Origin of the sequence: Bosea sp. 685, assembly GCF_031884435.1 — a bacterium.
In the GTDB taxonomy this organism is placed as follows: Bacteria; Pseudomonadota; Alphaproteobacteria; order Rhizobiales; family Beijerinckiaceae; genus Allobosea.
On record NZ_CP134779.1, the window covers coordinates 1,813,365 to 1,835,858 of the forward strand.

Sequence of the window (22,494 nt, forward strand, 5' to 3'; positions counted from 1 at the left end):
CGCAATGGCCATCAGCAGCGTGCTGTCCCTGGGGCGGCTCGGCGCCGTGCTCGCCAAGGAGTTCGTGCAGATGCGGCGCGATCGCATCACCTTCGCGATGATGCTCGCGGTGCCGATCGTGCAGCTGCTCCTGTTCGGCTACGCCATCAATAACGACCCCAAGGGTCTACCGGCGGCGGTGCTGGCGCTCGGCCAGGACCGCTACACCCGCTCGGTCGTCGCCGCGCTGCAGGTCTCGGGCTATTACCGGTTCGGCCGGCAGCCGGAGAGCGCGGCCGAGGCCGAAAGCCTGATGGCGCGCGGCGCGATCTCCTTCCTCGTCACCATCCCCAGCGATTTCGGCGCCCGGGTCGAGCGTGGCGACGAGCCGCGTATCCTGGTCGAGGCCGATGCGACCGATCCAGCGGCGTCGAGCGGTGCAGTCGCGGCCCTGCAGACCATCGCCGGCCGGGCCCTGACCCGAGCCCTCGGCAGTGAGGAGGCGGCGCGCGAGCAGAGCCAGAGCGCGCTCTCCTTCATCGTGCATCGGCGCTACAATCCTGAAGGCATCACCCAGTACAACATCGTCCCCGGCCTGCTCGGCGTCATCCTGCAGATGACGATGGTGATGATGACCTCGATGGCGCTCACCCGCGAGATCGAGCGCGGCACCATGGAGAACCTGCTGGCCATGCCGGCGACGCCGGCCGAGATCATGCTCGGCAAGGTTCTGCCCTATCTCGCCGTCGGCAGCGTCCAGGTTGTGGTCGTGCTCAGCGCCGCAAAACTGCTGTTCGGCGTGCCGTTTCTGGGGAGCCTGCTGCTGCTGCTTACCTGTGTCCTGATTTTCGTGCTGGCGCTCGTCCTGCTCGGCTACACGATCTCGACCATGGCGCGGACGCAGTTGCAGGCGATGCAGCTGACCTTCTTCTTCTTCCTGCCATCGCTGCTGCTCTCGGGCTTCATGTTTCCGTTCGCCGGCATGCCGGGCTGGGCTCAGGCGATCGGTGAGCTGTTCCCGCTGACGCATTTCCTGCGGGTCATCCGGGCGATCATGCTGAAGGGCGCGGGCCTCGACGATGTCGGCGTCGAGGTGTTCTGGCTCTCCGTCTTCGTGCCCGCCTATGCCGGGCTCGCGCTGATGAGATTCAGGAGCACGCTGGATTGAGGCAAGCGAGAGGCGGCTGCGGCGCCGCATAGCTTGCAAAAAGATAGTAACTGCTTTAGCTCGGGCGCACCATGCAACCGAAGCTCGTTCCGCTTGCCGAATGCCCCTGCGCCCGCACGGTCGAGACCGTCGGCGAATGGTGGAGCATCCTGATTCTGCGCGATGCCTTGCAGGGTTTCACGCGCTTCGACGAATTCCAGCGTAGCCTCGGCATCGCGCCGAACATGCTGGCGCGGCGGCTGAAGCATCTGACCGAGAGCGGGCTGTTCGAGCGGCGGCTCTATCAGCAGCGGCCGCAGCGCTACGAATACGTGCTGACCGCGAAGGGCAGGGATTTCTTCCCCGTGATCGCCGCGATGGTCGCTTTCGGCAATCGGCATCTGGCGCCCGAAGGCGTGGCGCTGGTGCTGGCCGAGCGCGAGACCGCGCGGCCAATCGAGCTTGTCATGGTCGATGCCGCGAGCTTGCGTCCGATCACGCCTGAGACTGTCACGGTGGTTGCTGGCCCGCGCGCGAGCCCCGGCATGCGCCAGCGCCTGGCCACCATCGCGAAGCTGCGCTCAGCGGCGCCCTCCCATAGCGAATAGGACATTCATATGCGCCGTGTAGTCGTAACCGGTATGGGCGTGGTCTCGCCTCTTGGCTGCGGAGCAGATCTGGCCTGGCAGCGCTTGCTCGCCGGCCGCTCCGGCTTGCGTCGCCTGCCGGATTCGATCGTCGAGAGTTTGCCGGCCAAGGTCGCCGGTGCGGTGCCGTCGAAGGAAGAGGATAGCGAGGGCGGTTTCGATCCTGACGGTGCGATCGCGCCGAAGGACCAACGCAAGATGGACCGCTTCATTCAGTTCGCGCTGGTCGCGGCCAAGGAGGCGCTGATCCAGGCGAATTGGCACCCAGTGAGCGAAGTCGAGCAGGAGCGCACCGCGACGGTGATCGCCTCTGGCATAGGAGGCTTCCCGGCGATCGCAGAGGCCGTGCGTATCACCGATGCGCGCGGAGTGCGTCGACTCTCGCCCTTCACGATCCCGTCCTTCCTGGTCAATCTCGCTGCCGGCCATGTCTCGATCGACCATGGCTTCAAGGGGCCGATCGGTGCGCCGGTGACGGCTTGCGCCGCCGGCGTCCAGGCGATCGGCGACGCGGCGCGGCTGATCCGTTCGGGCGAGGCTGATGTCGCGCTTTGCGGCGGCAGCGAGGCCTGCATCGATCTCGTCGCGCTCGGCGGTTTTGCTGCGGCGCGCGCACTCTCGACCGGCTTCAACGAAGAGCCCGAAAAGGCCTCGCGCCCGTTCGACCGTGACCGCGATGGCTTCGTCATGGGCGAGGGCGCCGGCCTGCTGGTGATAGAGGCGCTGGAGCATGCCCAGGCGCGCGGCGCCAAAATCCTGGCCGAGATCACCGGCTATGGCACCAGCGCCGACGCCTATCATATCACCTCCGGACCCGAGGATGGCTCGGGTGCGCGCCGCGCCATGGAGATTGCGCTGAAACAAGCTGGGCTGAAGCCCGGCGATGTCCAGCACCTCAATGCCCATTCCACCTCGACGCAGGTCGGCGACCGCGGCGAACTGGCGGCGATCAAGGCCGTCTTCGGCACCGAGAAGAGCATTGCGATCAGCGCGACGAAATCGGCGACGGGCCACCTGCTCGGCGCGGCCGGCGGGCTGGAGGCGGTCTTCACGATCCTGGCGTTGCGTGACCAGATCGCGCCGCCGACGCTCAACCTCGAACACCCCGATGAGATGGCCGCCGGGCTGGATGTTGTGGCCAGGCAGGCACGGCCACTCGCGATGGAGCACGCCATTTCGAACGGATTTGGGTTCGGTGGCGTGAATGCCAGCGTGGTGTTCCGGCGTTGGGAATAGGACCGCTCATGCCTTGCTGATGCGGGGAGCGCCGGAAAAATACGTTTCCCACATCAGACTCGCCCCCGGCCAGGACAGCGGGGTAAGCTAGGATAGTGGATCTGTTCTATCTCTCTAGAATTTCTCGCTAAAGTTTGTAATTATTATAATTCTTGGCTTACATCTTGATTATTCTAAGTAAATAATATTCGAAATTGAAGTTTATATTGGATTTTTAGCCATATCGCCGTTAGGGCTTCGCTCGCCATCGCGGATGTCGCGCGCCAGGCAGGTCCCATTGTCCAGATATGCCGGCTTTCAGCGGATTCCTTGTCTTTGGGGTTTTGGGGCTTGCCTGGTTCGTGACCAGTGCAACCGGCTTCGTCTCGCCATTTCTGCTGCCGGGGCCCTTCGCGGTGGCACAGGCAGGCTGGCAGCTGATCCAGGATGGCTCGCTCGCCAAACACGCGGCGATCAGCCTCCAGCGCGTCGGCCTCGGCTACGGATTGTCGGTCATTCTTGCGCTGCCGCTGGCGCTGCTGTTTGGGCTGTTGCCGCGCCTGCGCTCCTTCTGCGAGCCTGCGCTCGAATTCCTGCGCCAGATTCCGCCGTTGGCTCTGCTGCCGTTGCTGATTCTCTGGCTCGGTATCGGCGAGGTGCAGAAGGTTGGCGTCATCGTGCTGTCCTGCTTCTTTCCGATCTTTCTCGGAGCGCTCGGCGGCATCGCCCAGGCCGATCCGAAGCTGATCGAGGTCGGGCGCATCTGCGGCCTGAGCCGGCGGGAAATCCTGACACGCATCGTTCTGCCGGCTTCCCTGCCGGCGCTGGTGGTCGGGCTGCGGATCGCGCTCGGCTATAGCTGGCGGGCGCTGGTCGGGGCCGAACTGATCGCCTCGAGTGCGGGGCTCGGCTATCTGATCATCGACGCCCAGAACATGGCGCGGACCGACATCGTGCTCGTCGGCGTGCTGGTCATCGGCGTGCTCGGGCTTATCGCCGATGCGCTGGCGCGCGCCGCCTTGCGCAGATCGGCGCCGTGGCTGCGCTCGCAGCTGGAGCTCGGCCGTGTTTGAAGCGCGCAATCTCGGTTTGCGCTATACCGTCGGCGAGCGCGAGTTCGCGGCGCTGGAGGGCGTTGACCTCAGCCTGCCTCGCGGCGGGTTCACCACCATCGTCGGGCGCAGCGGCTGCGGCAAGACCACGCTGCTGCGGCTGCTGGCCGGGCTGGCGGAACCGAGCGATGGCGAACTGCGCTTCGAGAGCGGTGGTCGCCCCCGTATCGGCTACGTCTTCCAGGAGCCGCGGCTGATGCCTTGGCTCAGCGTCGCCCGCAATGTCGGCCTGGGCCTCGTGGGCCGCCTCGACAAGGGGCTACTGGTACGCCGCGTCACGGAGGCGCTGCAACTCGTCGGCCTGTCCGGCTTCGCCGAGGCGACGCCGGACCAGTTGTCCGGCGGCATGGCCCAGCGCGTCGCGCTTGCGCGCGCCCTCGTGCTCGAACCCGACCTGTTGCTGCTTGACGAGCCTTTTGGCGCGCTCGACGCCTTCACCCGCCGCAGCTTGCAGATGGAGCTGGTCGAGATCTGGCGGGCGCGGGGCACGACGATCGTCTTCGTTACGCATGATGTCGAGGAAGCCGTGCTGCTGGGGCAGGCGGTCGCCGAACTCTCCGAAGGTCGGCTCGTCGGCCTGCATAGGGTCGATCTGCCCTATCCGCGTGACGCCACCGATCCCGCTCTGCTCGCCCATCGCCGCACCGTGCTGGAGCGGCTGCTCGAAACAGGGCCGAATTCTCACCTCAAGGAAACAGTGCCATGAGACGTCTGAAGCTCTTCGTCGCCGCGGCAATGCTCGCGACGTCGCCGATGATCGCCGCCCATGCCGCCGATAAACCGGCGAAGGTCAGCGTCACCTATGTCTCCTCGCCCTTCAACGTGCCCTCGATCATCATGCGCAAGAAGGGCTTCCTCGACGATGCCTTCGGCGCGCTCGGCGTCAAGACGGAGAATCCGGAGATCACCTCGGGCGGTGCGCAGATTCAGGCGCTTGCGGCCGGGGCCATCGATATTGCCAGCGTGCTCGGCGGCACCTCGGCGATCCTCGGTCGTGCCAACGGCATCGACCTCAAGGTCATCGCCGCCTATTCGCGCTCGCCCAAGGCCTTCTTCGTGATGACCGGTGCGAATGGCCCCGGCAGCATCGAGGCGCTCAAGGGTAAGAGCGTCGCCGGGCCGAAGGGCACGACGCTCAACCAACTCCTCGCGGCGGCGCTCGCTTCCAAGGGCATGAAGCTGACCGATGTCGAGTATCTCAACATGGAGCTGCCGGCCGCGCGCGCCGCGCTGCTCGCCGGCAAGGTCGATGCTGCGACGCTGGCCGGCGCCAATGCGCTGCAGGTGGAGGCGGCCGGCGGGCGCATTCTCGCGAGCGGAGAGGGGCTGATCGCGCCGATCTCGGTGATTGCCGTCCGCGGCGCCTTCCTGCGGGAGCAGCCCGCTCTGGTTGCGGCCTATCTCGCCGCCCATCGCAAGGCGCTCGACTTCATGCGCGACAACCCCGAGGAGGCTTTGAAGATCGCGGCCGAGGACCAGAAGATCTCGATCGATGACGCGCGCAAGCAGCTGCCTTGGTACGATTTCACCCTGGCGATGACCGATCGCGACATCGAGAACCTCGCCGGCGACCAGCGCTTCATGGTCGAGGCCGGCATGCTGCAGAAGACGATCGACATCCGCGCCGATCTGATCGATCCGCTGGCGTTCAAGCCGTGAACGACGTCGTCCTGCTCGATTGCGAACAGGCCGAGGGCGGCGTCCAGGATCTCATCCGCGACCTCGTGCTGGGGCCGCGCATTGCTTTGCTGCCGCTCTACGATCTGGAGCGGACCGATCTCGCCGCCTTTCGCGGCTTGCTGGTCGGCCTCCATGCCGACCAGCGCTATCTTTCCTCGCGCCGAGCCCAGCTTGAAGGCTTCCTGGCGCAGGGAGGGACAATCGTGGTCTGTGGCCATGTCGGTCATCCCTTCCTGGCCGAGCTGAATCCCTTCGTGCCGATCCCGAACTATCGCGTCGAGGATCTCGAAGTGAAACGCGAAGCGGCGCATCCGGTCTGGGAGGGAGTCGAGATGGAGCATCTGTCGCGCCGCCGGGGCGTGGCGGGCTTCTACGGTCGCGGCTCGAACCCGCCGCCACCGGGCACGCGTGTGCTCAACAGTCTCGGGCCCGGCCGCCACCCGGTCGATTTCGAGTGCCGGCCGTCGGTTGGCGGGCGGCTATTGGTCCATGCGGGGGCGGATCTCTGGGGCTATCACGGCTCCGGCTCGACCGCGGACCGGATCATGCCGCAACTGCTCGATTGGATCACAGCCCCGATGGAGGCCTGGTGATGCTGGCGCTGATCGAAGGTGGAACCTATTTCCACAAAGAGGCGATCGATGGCGAGCGCCTGACAGGACGCTTCGACCGCACGATATACGCACCAGAACTCGATGCCGCGGCTCTCGCGGGCTGCGACGCGCTGATTGTCGCCGACCGCATTCATCCGGCGGTGCTGCGGCGCAAGCGGCCGCTCCTGCTCGGCTATCTCGCGGCGGGCGGCACGCTGATCGTGCTGGGCGAAAATCGGGCGCAGGACTGGGCGCCGGGCGTCGCCTGGGAGTTCAGGCCGACGAATTTCTGGTGGTGGCTGGAGACGGGAGCCGATCCGGGCCACCGCATCGTCGCCCCCGGTCACGAGATCTTCCGCCATGTCGGCATGAGCGAGCTGGTCTGGCATTATCACGGGCTGCTGACGCCGCCGCCGGGCGCGACCTCATTGGTCGAGATCACGCCGGAGGGCGATCCACACGGCAAGGGCGGCTCGATCCTCTACGATCACCGCAATGTCGGCGGTGGGCCGGGCCGGATGATCGTGACCACGCTCGACCCGTTCTACCATCACGGCAGCTTCTTCATGCCGGCGGCGTCGCGCTTCCTCGGCAAGCTGCTCGACTGGACGGACGAGGCGTTTCGGGCGTCGCGCTGAGCACGCGACGCCCCTTACAGCGGAATATTGTCGTGCTTGCGCCAGGGCCGCTCGACGCTCTTGGTGCGCAGCATGGCGAGCGCGCGGGCGATGCGGCGGCGCGTTCCATGCGGCAGGATGACCTCGTCGATATAGCCGCGCTCGGCCGCCACGAAGGGCGACATGAAGCGGTCCTCGTATTCCTTGGTCTGGCGGGCGATGGTCTCGGCGTCGCCGCCACGGAAGATGATCTCGACCGCGCCCTTGGCGCCCATCACCGCGATCTGCGCGGTCGGCCAGGCATAGTTGACGTCGGCGCCGATATGCTTTGACGCCATCACGTCATAGGCGCCGCCGAAGGCCTTGCGGGTGATCACCGTGACCAGCGGCACAGTGCATTCGCTATAGGCGTAGAGCAGCTTTGCGCCATGCTTGATCAGCCCGCCATATTCCTGCGCCGTGCCCGGCAGGAAGCCCGGCACGTCGACCAGCGTCACGATCGGGATCTCGAAGGCGTCGCAATAGCGCACGAAGCGCGCGGCCTTCCTTGAGGCGTCCGAGTCGAGCACGCCGGCCAGTACCATGGGCTGGTTGGCGACGACGCCGACGGTACGGCCCTCGATGCGGCCGAAGCCGGTGACGATGTTGCCGGCATAGGCTGCCTGGATCTCGAAGAAATCGCCCTCGTCGAGCGTTTTCAGGATCAGTTCCTTGATGTCGTAGGGCTTGTTCGGATTGTCCGGCACCAGCGTGTCCAGGCTCATATCGACACGGTCGGGCACGTCGAAGGAGGGCCATTCCGGCACGCCTGCGGTGTTGTTGGCGGGCAGGAAGTCGATCAGCCGGCGCACCTGCAGCAGTGCCTCGACATCGTTCTCGAAGGAGCCGTCGGCGACCGAGGATTTCGTGGTGTGGACTTTCGCGCCGCCGAGCTCCTCGGAGGTCACGGTCTCGTTGGTGACGGTCTTCACCACCTCGGGGCCGGTCACGAACATGTAGCTGGTATCGCGGACCATGAAGATGAAGTCGGTCATCGCCGGCGAATAGACGTCGCCGCCGGCGCAGGGGCCCATGATCACGGAGATCTGCGGGATCACGCCCGAGGCCGCGACATTGCGCTTGAAGACCTCGCCATAGCCGCCGAGCGCCGCAACGCCCTCCTGGATGCGGGCGCCGCCGGCATCGAACAGGCCGACGATCGGCGCGCGCATCTTCAGCGCCATGTCCTGGATCTTGGTGATCTTCTGGGCGTGGGTCTCCGACAGCGAGCCGCCGAAGACGGTGAAGTCCTTGGAGAAGACGAAGACGGTGCGGCCATTGACCGTGCCCCAGCCGGTGACGACGCCGTCGCCGGGGATCTTCTCGCCCTTCTCCATGCCGAAATCGACGCAGCGATGCTGCACGAACATGTCGAACTCCTCGAAGGAGTCGCGGTCGAGCAGGAGTTCGATGCGCTCGCGAGCGGTCAGCTTGCCACGCTTGTGCTGCGCTTCGATCCGGCGCTCACCGCCGCCCTTGCGGGCGCCGTCGCGACGGTCTTCGAGCTGTTCGAGAATGTCTTTCATGGAGCCCCCGCGAGCCGAGCCAAGTTCCTATCCGGCTTAAGGGCGGAAGGCCGGGCTGTCCATCGGGGGCGCCTGCCGCTTTGGTGCAAGGCCGGGTGCGATCAGGCTCTCAGCCCTGCATCAGCAACAGCGACGCCGCGTCGAATTCCTTGCGGCGGATGACGCGGCGTTCGGCTGCGTCCTCGTCCTGGCCCCAGATCGCGATCTGGTAATCCTCGTCGAGATGGGCGGCGTTCCAGACCGCATCGGGACTGAGCTGTCCGTCGGCGAGCGCCAGCATCAGGATGGTCGAGCCGGTCAGCGTCATGACGTTGTGCGCGCCCGCGAGCGCGAGCGGCGCCGGGATCGCGGCGATGCGGGCGGCGACGGCCTCCAGCGTGCCGGCGGGCTGGGCGGCGAACATCACGCCCTCAGTCAGCTCGAAGCGGGCGCCGATCGCCGCCTCGACCGCGGCGATGATCGGATTCCAGATCGCGTTCTGGCGTTCGACCAGCGTGTCGGGCTCGGCCGCACGGTAGCAGAGCGCATCGCTGCCGGCATAGCGCACGATCTCGGCGCGCACGGCCTCGCGCTGGTCGGCGACGCCGTCGAGCGCAGAATTGACCAATCGCGTCAACGGCATGCGAGCGGGGTCGATCTTCTCCAGCTGCGCCTGCCATTCGGTAGCCAGCGCCTCGGCGGCAGGGCGGGAGGTCACTGCCAGCGGGTTGCGCGCCGGGGTGCGCGCCGTCTTGCCGTCGAGCGCGACATGGAACAGCCCGTCACGCTCCAGCACCGCCGCCGCCTCGTAGAAGCGGCGGGGCAGGGCGTTGCGCATCGCGGACTGCGCGGCGGCAACGGGGTCGGGCTGGCTTGCGCCGGGCGCGCCGAAACGCGCAAGGAAGGCATCTGTCGACATGACAGCCCCATAGAGCAGGATGCGAAAAAGTGGAAACCGGTTTTTCGCATCCTTCTCTCACTCTTAGATGAGAGCGCATTTTCTGAGCCGCGAAAATCGCTCTTCGCGCCGTTGCTCAGGCCTCGCGGATGCGGTCCAGGAACTGCGCGACCTCGAGGTCGAGATCGGCCGATTGCCGGTCCAGCCTGTCGGCCGATTTGGCGACGAAGGCGGCGGCGTCGCCGGTCTCGGTTGCAATGCGGCTGACGATCTCGATATTGCCGGAGGCCGATACGGTTTCCTTGGCCGCGACCTGGATGTTGCTGGCGATCCCGGCGGTCGCTGCGCTCTGCTGCTCCACCACGGTTGCGACGGCGGCCGAGACCTCGTTCAGCGAGCCGATCGTCGCGTTCATGGCATCGATGGCGCGGATGGCGTCCTCGCTCGAGCTACGGATCGCTTCGATCTGGCCCTGGATCTCCTCGGTCGCCCGCGAGGTCTGGTTCGCGAGCGTCTTGATCTCCTGGGCGACGACCGTGAAGCCACCGCCGGACCGACCGAAGCGCGCGGCTTCGATCGCGGCGTTGAGCGCGAGCAGATTGGTATGCTCCGCGATCGTCGAGATCATCCCGGCGATGTTGCCGATATCCTCTGCCTTGGTCGAGAGATGGTTGACCGTGGCGAGCACAGTCTTGGCCGTGGAGGTCGTCGCGCCGACAATGCGGGTGGTCTCGCCGACCTGCTTGTCGATTTCGCCGAAGGAGGTCGCGAGCTCGGCGGTGGCGTTTGTGATGGCGACGACATTGGACGAGGTGTGGTGCGAGGACAGAAAGGCGGCGCCGGCCCGCTCCGCCACCTCGGAGGCGCCGGCCTGCATCTGCTGCGAAGCCGTGCGCAAGGTCCTGACCGAGGCGATCACGTCCTTGGCGATGCCGGCGATCTTGTGCTCGAAATCCTCGGCGACCGCATAGAGCATCGTCTTGCGCTCCTGGGCGGCCTTCTGGGTCGTGGCGGCGGCCTCATAGCGGGCATCCTCGGCCGCGCGCCTGGCTGTGGTCGCCTCCTGCTTTTCCGTCTCCGAGGTCGCCAGGGCGACCCTGAGGGAGGATACCGTCCAGCTCAGCGCCAGCGCCTGCACGACGACGATGACGGCGTGCAGCAGGACGCGGTCGAAACTATTGCCGTTGGGAAAGACACCGAGCGGATAGACGATGCTCAGCACGGCATGATGGGCCGCGACAGCAAGCGAGGCGGGGACAAAAATCCGCCAGTCGAGCCAGCCCGCGAGCACCGCCAAGATGGCGAAGAAATACATGTGCATGTCGGACTGATAGGGATGCCCCGCGAAGGTGTAGACCAGCAGCATGACCTGGCCGAGCGACGTGATCGAGCTGACCTGCCGGGTTATCCAGTTGGTGCCGCAGGCCCACCAGACCAGTGTCGTGATCGCCGCGAGCGCGATGCCGGCAGCCACGATCTGATCGGGATTGCTGGCTCGCCCCAACTTGCTCGCAAGCGCCAGCAGCACGGTGTTGCTCCAGAGCACGGCGATGATCACATAGGCGAAACGCGCCCTGAACCGCTCCACATCCGTCATGTCTGGGCCTGCCAGGACCCGCCCGCGCACAGGCGCGCCAGTTCGCCGTCGATCACCAGCCAGGCGCCGGATTGGTAGAGCTGGGTAGCGTAGTCGGGCCGGTCGCTGAGGCTGATGACGAGGGCAGGCGTAGCACCGAACTGCAGCAGGTTGCCGCCGGCCTGGGCGACGGCGTCCGCGACTTGCGCGGCCGATGTGCCCGACCGGAAATAGGCCGCGACCGGGCGGCCCGGCACGGGCCAGGCGGCGATGAGAAAGGCTCCGATCGCGATGAGGAGGCTGAAGACGGCGCCGAAGGCGATCTCACGCATACCACAGCCTTTCCCGACGGTTGCGTGCCACTGGCGCGAGGCGATCAACCAAACGGCGAATTACAACCAGTGATTGAATTGTGTGGTTCTCTGACTTTCTAAGACGTAAATCCGTCGCGCATATATGAAAATAAATACAGTCTTTTGGGGGCGCGCGAGGCCGATCGCGCCGCGCCGCCGCTCAGGCACGCTGGAAAAGCTCGATCACATTGCCAGATGGGTCCTCGCACAGGATCTGGCGGCCGCCTGGACCTTCGACGATAGCGTTGCGGAACGGCACGCCCTGGGCGCGCAGCGCTTCGACCAGGGCTGGCAGATCGGTAACTTCCAGGACGAAGCGGTTCCAGCCGCCGGGCTCGGGTTTGCGGCCGTCCGGCATTGGTCTGGAGGCGGATGCGAGTGGACCGGCGAGCCACAAGGTCAGCCCTTCGCTCTCCAGGATCGCCATGGCCGGGCCGAACTGCTGCTTCAGTACGAAAGACAGCTTGTCCCTGTAGAACGCGACGGCTTCATCGACGTCGTTCACAAGGTATCTGATGCTGGCCATTGGTATCTCCTCGAGGTTGCAGGCGTGCTGCTTGAGTTATCGGCTCCCGAACAGGTCGCGCCAGGCCGGCTTTGCGCCGGGAAAGGGCAGGGCGGTCGCGGCATGGACGCCACGCGCGACGGCACGCGCCAGCACGTCTGCGGCCACGGCGCAAAGCTCGGTCAGCGCAAAGGCGTCGGACGGAGCGCCGGCATGGCCGGTGGCCGCCGCGAAGACGATATCGCCGTCGAGCGCGCCATGGGCTGGCCTCAGGGCGCGGGCAAGGCCGTCATGGGCTGCGAGCGCCAGCCGCTTGGCCTGGGCCTTGGTCAAGACGGCGTCGGTCGCGACCAGCGCGATCGTGGTGTTCTGGCCGGGGCCGCCCTTGAACCGGATCGCGCTGTCGGCGGAGGAGATCGCGGCGGGCCAGCCGAGTCCGGCGAATTCTTGGCCCTGCTCGTAGGGTGCGGCCCAGAAATGTGGCCCCTTGCCGATCGTTGCCGTGCCGACCGCATTGACGGCAACCAGCGCCCCGACGATCTGTCCTGTCGCCGCCCGCGCGCTGGCGGAGCCAAGGCCGCCCTTGAGGTTGACGGTGCTGGCGCCATAGCCCGCGCCAGCAGTGCCGAGCGCGAAATCGCCTGCCGCCGCATCGAACGCGGCGCGTCCGAGTGCGCGGTAGGGCGGCTCGCTCGCGCCGTCCCTGGCCCAGGGCTTCTCGCCGCCATTGAGCAGATCGAACAGGATCGCTTGCGGTACGAGCGGCACGCGCAGGCTGCCGATCTGAAAGCCGCGCTGTCTTGCGGCGAGCCCCGCCATCACGCCATCGGCTGCGGCCAGCCCCCAGGCAGAGCCGCCCGAGAGCACGATCGCGTCGATATGCTCCGCCGTCATCTCCGGCTCCAGCAGCGCAGTGTCGCGCGTGCCGGGCGCACCGCCGAGCACAGCGATCGAGGCTATGCTGGGGCGCTCGAACAGAGCGACGGTGACGCCGGTCGCAGCCTGAGGGTCCTGCGCGTTGCCGACGAGGACGCCGCGAACATCGGTGATGAGATTGCGCATCAAGGTCAGACTTCAGGCTGGAGTAACTTTCGATCCAAACGGATTGAAAATTACTCTATGTCATTGTTTTAACGCATTTTCTTCACGCGATCCGGCGTCCACTTCACTTGAGAATGCTCTCGTCGGGGAACGAGACTTCCGTGCCGGGCCTGCCCACATTACGATCTTTTCATGCTTGCGCCATCGCCGGGTCACGCCCGCGGCCTCACCTTGCGACCATCGTGAACCGGCTTCGAGACCCGCTCAGCGACCCGATATTCGTTTCGTGCCAGATATTCGTTTCGTGTCATGGGAGATCAAGATGAAACGCATTGCCCTGATCGCAGCTTCGGCAGCTGCCGCCATCACGGCCTCGCTTGCGCTGGCCCAGCCGCAGCCGCTGCCGCCGGCCGGTGGTTCCGATCGCGATCGCTCCCAGCAGGAGCGGAGCGATTCGCGTGACGACCGGCGCGGTGAATCCCGCGAGCAGCGGGCCGAGCGCATGCAGGCCCGCCTGACCGAGCGCCTGACCAAGCTGCGCGCCGACATGAAGCTCAAGCCCGAGCAAGTGCCGTTGTTCGACACTGTCGAGAACGTCATCAAGAAGGGCGCCGAGAAGCGCCGCGAGGGCTGGGCGGCGCTGCGCGAGCAGCGCGAGACCTTCCGTCACGCCGACATCATGGAGCGACTCGACATGACATCGGGCCGCCAGGCCGAGCGCGCCGCGCGGACCAAGGAACTCGCCGACGCTGTCCGCCCGCTCTGGACGACGCTCAGCGACGAGCAGAAGACGGTCGTCCGTCGCGCCGTACGTGAAGCGATGGCCGAGGGACGCGGCATGATGCAGCGCATGCGCGAGCGTTTCGAGGAGCGCCGCGGTGGTGGCCGTGACGATGACGACCGTGGTCCGCGCCGTGGGCGGGACGATTGGCGCGAGCGTCGCGGCTGAGGCGACGCGTCGGTTCTCTCCGGAGACTTGCCGCTCCGGAGACTTGCCTCGCCAGCGACTTGCCGCCAGTGACTTGCCCTGACGGCCCACGGCCAGCTCTTGCCGGCCGTGGGCTGCAATGCAATTGAACGCGCGAACCTGTGCGGGAGGCACCAGGCTTGCGCTTCATCCAGACTTTCGAGCTGCTGCCGTTCCTCGATACGGTCGTCAGCCTCATCGCGGCGTTCGTTCTCGGCGTCCTGATCGGCGCCGAGCGCCAGTACCGCCAGCGCACCGCGGGTTTGCGAACGACGGCGCTCGTTGCGCTGGGGGCGGCGGCCTTCGTCGATCTCGCCATGCGTCTCGACGGCGCGTCGGGGGCGATCCGGGTCATCGCCTATGTCGTCTCCGGCATCGGTTTCCTCGGCGCTGGCGTCATCATGAAGGAAGGCATGAATGTGCGCGGCCTCAATACGGCCGCCACGCTCTGGTGTTCGGCTGCGGTCGGTGCCTGCGCCGGAGCCGACATGGTTGCCGAAGCAGCCCTGATCACGGTCTTCGTCATCGCAGGAAATACGCTGCTGCGGCCGCTGGTCAACGCCATCAACCGGATTCCGCTGAACGAGCAGAGCTCGGAGGCGACCTATGAGGTCGTCGTGACCACCGATCCGCTCTCCTTGGCCGTGGTCCGCGAAGCGCTGGTCGAGCACCTCGAGGCGGCGCAATACCCGGTCAGCGACATCACGACGACCGAGCGCGGCGAGGATGCGGTCGAGGTGATTGCCAAGCTGATCAGCACGGCGGTCGACCGCAAGGAACTCGACAATGTGGTCGAGCGCCTCGCGCTGCTGCCCGCCGTCAAGCACGCCACCTGGGAGAGCAGCACGGCGGACTGACGCATCCTGCTCTCACTTTTTGATGGGAGCCGGATGATTTCAGGTGCCAGCGGCGTCCGAGACGCATTTTTTGGTGAAGCTGGTCTTGGCCGCGCCGGCGAGCTTCTTGTCCGCCGCCTGCTTGTCGCAAGCCGCGCCGGCATCCTTCTCGCATTTCGTCAGGAAGCTGGTCTTGGCAGCGCCGTTGAGTTTCTTGTCTCCGGCCTGGACCGCGCAGCTTTGCGCATGGGCAAGGCTGGAGAGACAGGTTAAGGCGAGGGCGGCGAGCAGCGTCTTCATCATGGTCATCCTTTCCCGAATCAGGGCCGACAAGGCCTGGTAAAATTATGCGGCACTGTCAGCCGAGGGGAAGGCGAACATCGCTGACAACAGGTAAAATCGGCGGGTCTGCGATTCACCATACTTGTTTAAGTTGAATTCATCGCTTTGCATTTACGTTTCGGCAGTAAATCCACTGCGAGGAGGTGACCATGAGGGCGACATGGTTGACATGGGGGATGCGGAGCTTCATCGGCTCGGTCTTCGTTTTGTGCCTCTTGGGGCCTTATGCGATCTCGATCCTGATCGGCTGCCTCTGCGTCGGCTGCTATTGCTTTCGCGACGAGGCCGGCTCGCATCTGTGAGCCCGCCTGAATTCTGCGCGGCCTTGGTCCCCAGGGTGTTGCGCGGCCAGGGCGATCGATCCAGTGTATCGCTAGATCACGTCGCATTCGGACGTTTCCGTTCGAATGCGACGTGATCTATTCCAAGAGTTGAGAGCATTGCTCTTGCGAAAAACCGGTATCCACTTTTTCGTGCAATGCTCTCGGTCGGCTTTTGCGAAGGTGGTGCGGTGCGCGCTCTGCTTCGTTCGATGGTGTTGGTGCTTGCGATCCCGCTCTGGCCCGTGATCGCGCGCGCGGACGGGGCACGGCCGGTCTTCGCCGCTGATTTCGAGACATCCTGCATCTCCGGCCAGGATTGGCGCATCTCCTCGCAGCTCGACAGCGTCGTGCATTCCAGTCGCATCCGCTGTGTCGAGACGGCTGGTGGCCAGCATGCGCTGGGCATCACGGTCAAGCCGGGAGACGGCTATGATCCCAATCCCGGTTCGGTCCCGACGGAGCGGGCCGAGGTCCAACTCCGCCATGAAGTCGTGCGTTTCGATGCCGCGACCTGGTACAGCTTCAGCTTCCGGATCGATGGCGACTGGCCATCGCACAAGAACCGGACGGTCATTCAGCAGATCAAGCAGAACATCGATCCGCGTTACGAGAAGGGCAGGGGCGGCGAGGAGACCTGCGACGCGGCCAATCCGCTCTTCAAGATCGAGGTCGATTCGGATGGAGCGACACCGGTGTTCCGGGCCAAGGTCGCGGGCACGCAAGGCTGCGGCGACAGCGTCGGCCAGCAACGCTTCTGCGGCGACTGGCCGGTCGAGACGGGGCGCTGGCATCGTGTCAATGTGCTGATCAGGCCGGGCCGGGCGGAGGGCGACAGCCTGCTGCGGCTCTGGTTCGACGGGCGCGCCTGCCCGGTCTATCGCGGCCTTCTCGGCTATCCGCGCTACGGCGTGAAGCGGCAGGGCACGCCGGTGATCGATACGCAACCGCGCTTCGGCATCTATCGGGATGCGCTGCCCGAGACAGCCCAGACGATCCTGTTCGACGACATTCTGTTCTGGGACGAGAGCCCGGCCGGGCATCCCGCCTGGGCCGGCATCGACCCGGCGCTTCCACGATAGGCTGGATCGCTGGCGCCGCGCTTCGCTGGCTCGGGGACAAAATACAAAAAAGGGCGGCTCTTGCGAGCCGCCCTTTCGTGAATTTTGCCAGGCGCTTGCGGCCCGGCTCTGCGAAACTGAAATCAGCGCGAGTAGAACTCGATGACCAGGTTCGGTTCCATCTGCACCGCATAGGGCACGTCCGTCAGGGTCGGCGTGCGGGTGAAGGTGGCGGTCGACTTGTTGTGGTCGGCCTCGATGTAGTCGGGCACGTCGCGTTCGGCGAGAGCGGCGGCTTCGATCACGATGGCGAGCTGGCGCGAGCTCTCCTTGACCGCGATCACGTCACCCGGCTTGACCTGGTAGGACGCGATGTTGACGCGCTTGCCGTTGACCGTGACATGGCCGTGGTTGACGAACTGGCGGGCGGCGAAGACCGTCGCCACGAACTTGGCGCGGTAGATCACGGCGTCCAGGCGGCGCTCGAGCAGGCCGACCAGGTTCTCGCCCGAATCGCCCTTGAGGCGGATCGCCTCGGCGTAGTAGCGACGGAACTGCTTCTCGGAGATCGAGCCGTAATAGCCCTTGAGCTTCTGCTTGGCGCGCAGCTGCGTGCCGAAATCGGAAGGCTTGCCCTTGCGGCGCTGGCCGTGCTGGCCGGGGCCGTATTCGCGGCGGTTGACCGGGGATTTCGGGCGGCCCCAGATGTTCTGACCGAGACGGCGGTCAATCTTGTACTTCGCCTCGTGGCGCTTGGTCATGTTTCGCGTGTCCTCTAGGTTCGCGAGTGAGGACCGCGCCCTCCTGCTCCCCATCTCCGGGGCGACAGATCCGGCTCCTGAGAGCGGATCACGGGTGCGGAAAAAGCCACGCGGGCCTTTTGGGCCCGCGCGACGCCGGCTTAGAACCATGCGGGAGCGGGTTTGTCAAACCGGGAGCGTCATTTTCGGCTCAAGCGACCCGACTATGATGCTGCGTCAATTCGCAAGCGGCATCGGCTCGATGGTGATCTGCGTCAGCCCGTAGCCGGCCAAGGCGATGCGCAGCGGGCCGCTGATGCCGGCGCCGCTGGTGAAGATCGCGGGCGCTTCACCGACAGCATCCGCGAGCCGGGGCATGGCCGATCCGAGGAGCTGGGTGACACGCCGGGCGACCGCCGGGGCCGGGTCGATCCAGTTCACTGGCCAGGGAGCGAGCCGCCGCATCCGCTCGATCAGCAAGGGGTAATGGGTACAGGACAGCGTGACCACATCGGTGCGGGCGCCGTCGCTGGCGACGAAGCAGGGCGCGATCTCGGCCAGGATCGCTGCGTCGTCGATGGCCTCGCCCTTGAGCGCCGCTTCGGCGAGGCCGGCAAGCCGCGTCGCGCCGACCAGCGTGACCTGGCAGGCCCCGGCATAGGTTGCGATCAGGTCACGGGTGTAGTCGCGGGCGACCGTGCCGGGCGTCGCCAGCACCGAGATCAGGCGGCTCCGTGTCAGCTCGGCGGCCGGCTTGATCGCCGGAACCGTGCCGACGAAGGGGATGCTGAAACGCGCCCGCAAGGCGGGCAGCACCAAGGTCGAGGCGGTGTTGCAGGCGATGACGACAAGATCGGGATGGCAGCGCTCGACCAGCCGCTCCATCACGCTCAGCACGCGCTCGACCAGCGCCGCCTCGTCGAGGCGGCCATAGGGAAAGCCGGCATCGTCGGCGGCATAGACGATGCGGGCATCGGAACGCGCGCGCGTCATCTCAGCCAGGACGGTGAGTCCGCCCAGACCGGAATCGAAAACCAGGATGGTGGGTTGGCGCAGCGGCATCGCTGCCGTGCCATAGGCCGTTCCGGCTAAAAGATCGACCTGCATGACGCGACGCTTATCGTAAAAAAGAGAGCTGGCTTATCGTAAAGGGAGGTGGCTTGCCGAAAGAGAACCGGGCCAGGATTGCGCCAGAGGCGGGTTGCGAAAGGGTTAAGGGGCGCTTTCGAAACTGTCTCGGATTTGGGCGATTCTGGCTGTTGGAGGCCGGCCCCTTGGTTCACGCCTTCAGCCGCGCGACCGCCGCTGCCGCCGCCCGCCCGGCTAGCGTCGCTCCGCCGACCGTCATCGCGCCGCCGCCGGCGGTTGCCTCGCCTGCGATGAAGATGCGTCCGCCGATCGGCTGGGCCAACGCGTCGCGCGCCGTCTCCCGGCCGGGCAGGCAGACCGAATAGGAGCCGAGCGAGAACGGGTCGGTCCACCAGGCGGGGAAGGAGCAGGCCTTGACCGCCTTGCGGACATCCCCGCCAAGCATCTGCGAGAGCAGATCGGTGATATGGGCCTGTGCTTCGGCCGTGCCGGCCTTCGCCAATTCACGGGCATGGTCACCACCGAAATAGCCGATGATGATGTCCTGATCGTCGGGGAACAGGTCGAAATTCATCAGCGTCTTGGGCGAGCCGGCCTCGAGAAGGCTCATGCCCGGCGTCACGCCGAAGCGATCGCCCTCGACCTTGAGGGCGATCTTGGTCAGCGCGCCCATACCGATGCCGGACAGCGCGTCGCGTGTCGCCGCCGGCAATTCGGGTGTGAAGCGGATCGCGCCCGCCTTCAGCACGCCGACCGGTACCGTGACGATGCAGGCATTCGCCCGCAAGCTGCCGGAGCGGCTTGTGACGACGACGCCCGGCCCGTCCCAGGTGATAGCGCTGACGGGTTCGTTCAGGCGGATGTCGAGACCCACGCCATGGCGCGTGACGAGATTGCCGTAACCGGTGGGTACGACGAGGTCGTCGCCGGCCCAGAGGCGCTGGTAGTCGCGCGCCGAGATGCGCTCCGATTCCTCGCCGATCGAGAGCAGCAGGCCCGAGGAGGCGATTGGGGCCATGTCGGGGCCGAGATCGCCGAGCAGTTCGGCGACCGAGAGATCGCGCTTGGTCAGATCGACCGTCTCCAGCCTGCGATCGATCTGCCCGAAGGCGCTGCGGCGCTTCAGGCGGTCGGTCTCCGGCATGGGCTTGCCGTCGGCGAAGACCCGGAAGCCGCCACCCTGAGGTTCGTTCGGCGTCTCGACGCCGAGCTCGCGGGCAATCTGGACCCATGGGTTGCGCTCGGCCCAGTGGATGAACATCGCACCGGCGTCAAAGGCGGGGCCAAGCGAGCTGTCCGTGAAGGCGCGGCCGCCGATGCGGTTGCGGGCTTCGAGCAGGATCGCCTGGCGGCCCGCCGCCTTCAGCCCATGGGCGGCGGCGATGCCGGCCGCGCCTGCGCCGATGATGACGACATCGACATCGGTGGCCGCGAGGCTGCGTCGCGTCCCGGCAAGCGTGGCCGCCATGGCGCTGGCTCCGCTCAAAAGGCTCCGGCGATCGAGCATGCGTGGGTTCCCTGGATGGCGCCTGCCCATGATGCTCCGGCGCTTGTGCGTTGCAATAGGAAGCTGTCTTGCGGCGGCGTTGTGACGATCACGAGATCGGGAGTGACGCGCGCGGGAGCCGAATGTTGCCAAGCATGTCGCAGCTGCGGAGCGATTTGCCGCATTAGAGGCAGTCGATTTGGCGCTTCAGTTGTTCGTTAGAATAAATCCATAGTTTAGTTGCGGTGCCGCAAAAGATTGACAGCTACAAATATGGCAAATATCTGATCGTCGTCTTGTACTGCTGTATAAGGCCTTGTTTATATTCATTTTAATCTCCGATGGCGCGGCGATTTCGCTGGGTTGCGGTGACAAGGACTGGACTTGGGCGATGGGCGATTATTCCGGTAGACTGCGCGGGGGCGTGGCGCTTGGAAGCTTGATGTTGGCTTTGATGGCTGGGCCGGCTTACGCGCAGCAACAAAGCCGGGTGCAATCCGTTGCCGGCGCGGCCAATCCGGACAGTCCGGTGGTTCTCGACCAGATCAACGTCCAGGGGGAAGGCGTGCCCGGAGGGGCGCTTCTCAGCGGGCCGACGACCACCCGCGTGACGCGCCAGGAACTCGACCGCGAGCAGGTTCAGAATCTGACGGATCTGGCAAACCGCGTCGAAGCCGGTATCAGCTTCAATCGCCAGAACAATTCGCTCAACATCCGCGGCCTCGACGGCGCCCGCGTGCTGACGACGATCGACGGCATTCGCCAACCCTTCCTGATCGATACGCGCATCACTCGCGGCGCCCAGAACGCCTTCGATTTCGATTCGCTCTCGACGCTCGACCTGCTGCGCGGCGGCAGCGGCGCCAGCACGCTGGGCGGCGGCGCGCTCGGCGGTGCGCTCGCCGTGCGCACGCTCGACCCCGAGGACCTGCTGCGTAACGGCCGCTCCTATGGTGCGCTCGCCAAGACCGGCTATGACAGCACCGACCGGGCCTGGTTCGGCAGCGGTGCGGTCGCCGCCCGCATGGGCAACACCTCCGTCCTGCTGCAAGGCGGCTTCCGCGACGGCCACGAGATCGACAGCAAGGGCTCGAACAAGAGCATCGGTGCAACGCGCACGGCGCCGAACCCGAGCGATTTCAGCCAGTATAACTTCCTCGGCAAGATCTATCAGGAGGTCGGCGAGCATCGCTTCGGCCTCACCGCCGAGTTCTTCAAGCGCGCGGATCGCATCCAGGTCCGGAACAATACGGTCTCGCTGACCGGCAATTTCCGTCCGGGCGCCTATCAGAGCGGCGAGGACGTCGAGCGTAACCGTGTTTCGCTGACCTATGACTACAAGCAGCCTGGCGGCTTCATCGACGAGGCGCATGCGACGCTCTACTGGCAGCGGCTGAAGCGCGACGACCTCACCAATGCCTGGCGCTTCACGAGCATCGTCGGCCCCTATGTCCGCGACAATTCCAATGAAGAGAACGCCTACGGCTTCAACGGCCATCTGCTGAAGAACTTCCAGACCGGCGTGCTGTCGCACCGCGTCACGCTTGGCACCGAGCTGCGCACCACTTCGCTGGAGCAGTATTCGGCCGGCGTCGACAACTGCCCGGCGCGTCCGGCGTCGGGTGCATTCACGGGGGCGCTCGCCACCTGCAACAACCTTTTCACCAACCAGGCCGACCAGCCGAAGATCGACGGAAAGCTCGTCGGCCTTTACGCGCATGACGAGATCGGCCTGATCGACAACCGCCTGCGCATCACGCCTGGCGTGCGCTTCGACTGGTACGAGGAGAAGCCGCAGGATACGCCGGCCTACACGAATGGCGGCTCGCGCCCGGTCGGTTTGCCGCCGTCATCGAGCGACACGGGCTGGTCGCCGCGCGTCCGGTTCGAATACGACATCCTGAAGAACGCGCCCCTGGTGAAGGACGTTACCGTCTTCGCGCAATGGGCCAAGACCTTCCGGGCGCCGACGGCGGACGAACTCTATGGCCGCTTCGGCGGAACCTCCACCTATCTGCGCACCGGCAATCCGAATCTGCGCCCTGAAGTCGGCAACGGCATCGATGTCGGCTTGCGCTTCGGCGACAAGCAGCTCGGCGGCTCGATCACCTATTTCAACACCAATTACCGCAATTTCATCGAGACCTATCAGGTTCAGGCGGCGGGCGTCGGTGGGCTGTATCCGCAAGGGGGCATCACCGGCTATCGGAATATAAGCCGTGCCGAGATCCAGGGTGTCGAACTCAACGGGCAATACGCCTTCGCAGCGAATTGGCTGGCGCGCGGCTCGTTCGCTTATACCCGCGGACAGAACAAGGACGACAACACCTTCCTGAACTCGATCCCGCCGGTTCAGGGTATCGTCGCGATCGCTTACGGCACCGATGTCTGGGGGGCCGAGGTTTCGACCAAGCTGGCGGCTGCGCGCGACGACGTCTCGACGGTTTCAGGGGGCACCGGCTTCAAGGCGCCGGGCTATGCGATCTTCAATGCTTCGGCGTGGTGGCGGCCGCTGCCGCAGATCGCGGATCTCGAATTACAGGTCGGAGTCTACAACATCTTCGACCGCAAGTATTTCGATGCCGTCAATGTCCCGCTCTCGCGCCCCCAGGGCCGCGACTATTACAGCGAGCCCGGTCGCACCGTGAAGGCGACGATGAAGTACCAGTTCTGAGAACAGATCTCTCGGCGGGTGCCGCGGCGCCGGCTGACAATGTCGAAAGCCGGCCGCCTGTGGCCGGCTTTT

Annotated in this window: 23 protein-coding genes; 13 read left to right on the forward strand and 10 right to left on the reverse strand. The window is 65.7% G+C overall.

Annotated features, from left to right (window positions below):
* Positions 1 to 4: 4 nt before the first annotated feature.
* The 8 genes from RMR04_RS09860 (at position 5) to RMR04_RS09895 (ending at position 7,011) form a co-directional block, all read left to right on the forward strand.
* Positions 5 to 1,147, forward strand: a complete 1,143-nt coding sequence (locus RMR04_RS09860) for an ABC transporter permease (protein WP_311915787.1) — start codon at positions 5 to 7, stop codon at positions 1,145 to 1,147.
* Positions 1,148 to 1,218: 71 nt separating this feature from the next.
* Positions 1,219 to 1,734, forward strand: coding sequence for a winged helix-turn-helix transcriptional regulator (locus RMR04_RS09865; protein ID WP_311914457.1), 516 nt, complete (start codon positions 1,219 to 1,221; stop codon positions 1,732 to 1,734).
* A gap of 9 nt (positions 1,735 to 1,743) precedes the next feature.
* Positions 1,744 to 3,009 carry a beta-ketoacyl-ACP synthase II gene (gene fabF, locus RMR04_RS09870; RefSeq protein ID WP_311914459.1) on the forward strand — a complete coding sequence of 422 codons (1,266 nt, stop codon included), beginning with the start codon at positions 1,744 to 1,746 and terminating at the stop codon, positions 3,007 to 3,009.
* Positions 3,010 to 3,350: 341 nt separating this feature from the next.
* Positions 3,351 to 4,061 (forward strand): ABC transporter permease, encoded by a 711-nt coding sequence (locus RMR04_RS09875; protein ID WP_311914460.1) that lies wholly within the window; start codon positions 3,351 to 3,353, stop codon positions 4,059 to 4,061.
* Positions 4,054 to 4,806: an ABC transporter ATP-binding protein gene (locus RMR04_RS09880; RefSeq protein WP_311914461.1), complete on the forward strand. Its 753-nt coding sequence runs from the start codon at positions 4,054 to 4,056 to the stop codon at positions 4,804 to 4,806. The genes RMR04_RS09875 and RMR04_RS09880 overlap by 8 nt, the downstream gene beginning before the upstream one ends.
* Positions 4,803 to 5,759, forward strand: coding sequence for an ABC transporter substrate-binding protein (locus RMR04_RS09885; protein ID WP_311914462.1), 957 nt, complete (start codon positions 4,803 to 4,805; stop codon positions 5,757 to 5,759). Before RMR04_RS09880 ends, RMR04_RS09885 begins: the two co-directional genes overlap by 4 nt.
* On the forward strand, positions 5,756 to 6,373 hold the full coding sequence (locus tag RMR04_RS09890; RefSeq protein WP_311914463.1) for a hypothetical protein: 618 nt from the start codon (positions 5,756 to 5,758) through the stop codon (positions 6,371 to 6,373). The genes RMR04_RS09885 and RMR04_RS09890 overlap by 4 nt, the downstream gene beginning before the upstream one ends.
* Complete coding sequence (locus RMR04_RS09895; protein ID WP_311914464.1) at positions 6,373 to 7,011, forward strand: hypothetical protein; 639 nt, start codon at positions 6,373 to 6,375, stop codon at positions 7,009 to 7,011. The genes RMR04_RS09890 and RMR04_RS09895 overlap by 1 nt, the downstream gene beginning before the upstream one ends.
* Positions 7,012 to 7,025: 14 nt before the next feature.
* Here the strand turns inward: RMR04_RS09895 and RMR04_RS09900 are convergent, their stop codons facing one another.
* The 6 genes from RMR04_RS09900 to RMR04_RS09925 all read right to left on the reverse strand — a co-directional run bounded on the left by RMR04_RS09900 (position 7,026) and on the right by RMR04_RS09925 (position 12,928).
* Positions 7,026 to 8,555, reverse strand: a complete 1,530-nt coding sequence (locus RMR04_RS09900; RefSeq protein ID WP_311914465.1) for an acyl-CoA carboxylase subunit beta — start codon at positions 8,553 to 8,555, stop codon at positions 7,026 to 7,028.
* 109 nt (positions 8,556 to 8,664) lie between these two features.
* Positions 8,665 to 9,453, reverse strand: coding sequence for an ATP12 family chaperone protein (locus RMR04_RS09905; protein WP_311914466.1), 789 nt, complete (start codon positions 9,451 to 9,453; stop codon positions 8,665 to 8,667).
* 115 nt (positions 9,454 to 9,568) lie between these two features.
* Complete coding sequence (locus tag RMR04_RS09910) at positions 9,569 to 11,029, reverse strand: methyl-accepting chemotaxis protein (RefSeq protein ID WP_311914467.1); 1,461 nt, start codon at positions 11,027 to 11,029, stop codon at positions 9,569 to 9,571.
* Positions 11,026 to 11,340, reverse strand: coding sequence for a hypothetical protein (locus tag RMR04_RS09915; RefSeq protein ID WP_311914468.1), 315 nt, complete (start codon positions 11,338 to 11,340; stop codon positions 11,026 to 11,028). The genes RMR04_RS09910 and RMR04_RS09915 overlap by 4 nt, the downstream gene beginning before the upstream one ends.
* 181 nt (positions 11,341 to 11,521) lie before the next feature.
* Positions 11,522 to 11,887, reverse strand: coding sequence for a VOC family protein (locus tag RMR04_RS09920; RefSeq protein WP_311914469.1), 366 nt, complete (start codon positions 11,885 to 11,887; stop codon positions 11,522 to 11,524).
* Positions 11,888 to 11,923: 36 nt separating this feature from the next.
* On the reverse strand, positions 11,924 to 12,928 hold the full coding sequence (locus tag RMR04_RS09925) for a P1 family peptidase (RefSeq protein WP_311915788.1): 1,005 nt from the start codon (positions 12,926 to 12,928) through the stop codon (positions 11,924 to 11,926).
* Between the two features lie 301 nt (positions 12,929 to 13,229).
* Between RMR04_RS09925 and RMR04_RS09930 the strand changes: the two genes are divergently transcribed.
* Positions 13,230 to 13,856 carry a Spy/CpxP family protein refolding chaperone gene (locus tag RMR04_RS09930; protein WP_311914471.1) on the forward strand — a complete coding sequence of 209 codons (627 nt, stop codon included), beginning with the start codon at positions 13,230 to 13,232 and terminating at the stop codon, positions 13,854 to 13,856.
* A gap of 158 nt (positions 13,857 to 14,014) precedes the next feature.
* Positions 14,015 to 14,731: an MgtC/SapB family protein gene (locus tag RMR04_RS09935; protein WP_311914472.1), complete on the forward strand. Its 717-nt coding sequence runs from the start codon at positions 14,015 to 14,017 to the stop codon at positions 14,729 to 14,731.
* Positions 14,732 to 14,770: 39 nt separating this feature from the next.
* On the opposite strand, the gene RMR04_RS09940 is transcribed toward RMR04_RS09935, so the two are convergent.
* Positions 14,771 to 15,010 (reverse strand): hypothetical protein, encoded by a 240-nt coding sequence (locus RMR04_RS09940; RefSeq protein WP_410492224.1) that lies wholly within the window; start codon positions 15,008 to 15,010, stop codon positions 14,771 to 14,773.
* 191 nt (positions 15,011 to 15,201) lie between these two features.
* Here RMR04_RS09940 and RMR04_RS09945 point away from each other — a divergent pair, with 191 nt between their 5' ends.
* Together RMR04_RS09945 and RMR04_RS09950 are read left to right on the forward strand one after the other, a co-directional pair.
* Positions 15,202 to 15,354 (forward strand): hypothetical protein, encoded by a 153-nt coding sequence (locus tag RMR04_RS09945; protein ID WP_311914474.1) that lies wholly within the window; start codon positions 15,202 to 15,204, stop codon positions 15,352 to 15,354.
* A gap of 209 nt (positions 15,355 to 15,563) precedes the next feature.
* Entirely contained in the window at positions 15,564 to 16,454 is an 891-nt protein-coding gene (locus RMR04_RS09950) for a heparin lyase I family protein (RefSeq protein WP_311914476.1), read from the forward strand.
* A gap of 122 nt (positions 16,455 to 16,576) precedes the next feature.
* Here the strand turns inward: RMR04_RS09950 and rpsD are convergent, their stop codons facing one another.
* The 3 genes from rpsD to RMR04_RS09965 all read right to left on the reverse strand — a co-directional run bounded on the left by rpsD (position 16,577) and on the right by RMR04_RS09965 (position 19,730).
* Positions 16,577 to 17,194: a 30S ribosomal protein S4 gene (gene rpsD, locus RMR04_RS09955; protein WP_310156716.1), complete on the reverse strand. Its 618-nt coding sequence runs from the start codon at positions 17,192 to 17,194 to the stop codon at positions 16,577 to 16,579.
* 216 nt (positions 17,195 to 17,410) lie between these two features.
* Positions 17,411 to 18,280, reverse strand: coding sequence for a glutamate racemase (gene murI / locus RMR04_RS09960; protein ID WP_311914477.1), 870 nt, complete (start codon positions 18,278 to 18,280; stop codon positions 17,411 to 17,413).
* Between the two features lie 172 nt (positions 18,281 to 18,452).
* On the reverse strand, positions 18,453 to 19,730 hold the full coding sequence (locus RMR04_RS09965; RefSeq protein WP_311914478.1) for a flavin monoamine oxidase family protein: 1,278 nt from the start codon (positions 19,728 to 19,730) through the stop codon (positions 18,453 to 18,455).
* 508 nt (positions 19,731 to 20,238) lie between these two features.
* On the opposite strand from RMR04_RS09965, the gene RMR04_RS09970 reads away from it, so the two are divergent.
* A complete protein-coding gene (locus RMR04_RS09970) occupies positions 20,239 to 22,422 on the forward strand; it encodes a TonB-dependent hemoglobin/transferrin/lactoferrin family receptor (protein ID WP_311914480.1) in 2,184 nt (727 codons plus the stop codon).
* Positions 22,423 to 22,494 lie beyond the last annotated feature (72 nt).

What these genes read in the sequence shown, in the direction of transcription:
- RMR04_RS09860 (WP_311915787.1), top strand. Translation starts at nt 5, where the DNA reads ATGGCCATCAGCAGCGTGCTGTCCCTGGGGCGGCTCGGCGCCGTGCTC.
- RMR04_RS09865 (WP_311914457.1), top strand. Translation starts at nt 1,219, where the DNA reads ATGCAACCGAAGCTCGTTCCGCTTGCCGAATGCCCCTGCGCCCGCACG.
- fabF (WP_311914459.1), top strand. Translation starts at nt 1,744, where the DNA reads ATGCGCCGTGTAGTCGTAACCGGTATGGGCGTGGTCTCGCCTCTTGGC.
- RMR04_RS09885 (WP_311914462.1), top strand. Translation starts at nt 4,803, where the DNA reads ATGAGACGTCTGAAGCTCTTCGTCGCCGCGGCAATGCTCGCGACGTCG.
- RMR04_RS09895 (WP_311914464.1), top strand. Translation starts at nt 6,373, where the DNA reads ATGCTGGCGCTGATCGAAGGTGGAACCTATTTCCACAAAGAGGCGATC.
- RMR04_RS09900 (WP_311914465.1), bottom strand. Translation starts at nt 8,555, where the DNA reads ATGAAAGACATTCTCGAACAGCTCGAAGACCGTCGCGACGGCGCCCGC.
- RMR04_RS09905 (WP_311914466.1), bottom strand. Translation starts at nt 9,453, where the DNA reads ATGTCGACAGATGCCTTCCTTGCGCGTTTCGGCGCGCCCGGCGCAAGC.
- RMR04_RS09910 (WP_311914467.1), bottom strand. Translation starts at nt 11,029, where the DNA reads ATGACGGATGTGGAGCGGTTCAGGGCGCGTTTCGCCTATGTGATCATC.
- RMR04_RS09915 (WP_311914468.1), bottom strand. Translation starts at nt 11,340, where the DNA reads ATGCGTGAGATCGCCTTCGGCGCCGTCTTCAGCCTCCTCATCGCGATC.
- RMR04_RS09920 (WP_311914469.1), bottom strand. Translation starts at nt 11,887, where the DNA reads ATGGCCAGCATCAGATACCTTGTGAACGACGTCGATGAAGCCGTCGCG.
- RMR04_RS09925 (WP_311915788.1), bottom strand. Translation starts at nt 12,928, where the DNA reads ATGCGCAATCTCATCACCGATGTTCGCGGCGTCCTCGTCGGCAACGCG.
- RMR04_RS09930 (WP_311914471.1), top strand. Translation starts at nt 13,230, where the DNA reads ATGAAACGCATTGCCCTGATCGCAGCTTCGGCAGCTGCCGCCATCACG.
- RMR04_RS09940 (WP_410492224.1), bottom strand. Translation starts at nt 15,010, where the DNA reads ATGAAGACGCTGCTCGCCGCCCTCGCCTTAACCTGTCTCTCCAGCCTT.
- RMR04_RS09945 (WP_311914474.1), top strand. Translation starts at nt 15,202, where the DNA reads ATGAGGGCGACATGGTTGACATGGGGGATGCGGAGCTTCATCGGCTCG.
- rpsD (WP_310156716.1), bottom strand. Translation starts at nt 17,194, where the DNA reads ATGACCAAGCGCCACGAGGCGAAGTACAAGATTGACCGCCGTCTCGGT.
- murI (WP_311914477.1), bottom strand. Translation starts at nt 18,280, where the DNA reads ATGCAGGTCGATCTTTTAGCCGGAACGGCCTATGGCACGGCAGCGATG.
- RMR04_RS09965 (WP_311914478.1), bottom strand. Translation starts at nt 19,730, where the DNA reads ATGGCGGCCACGCTTGCCGGGACGCGACGCAGCCTCGCGGCCACCGAT.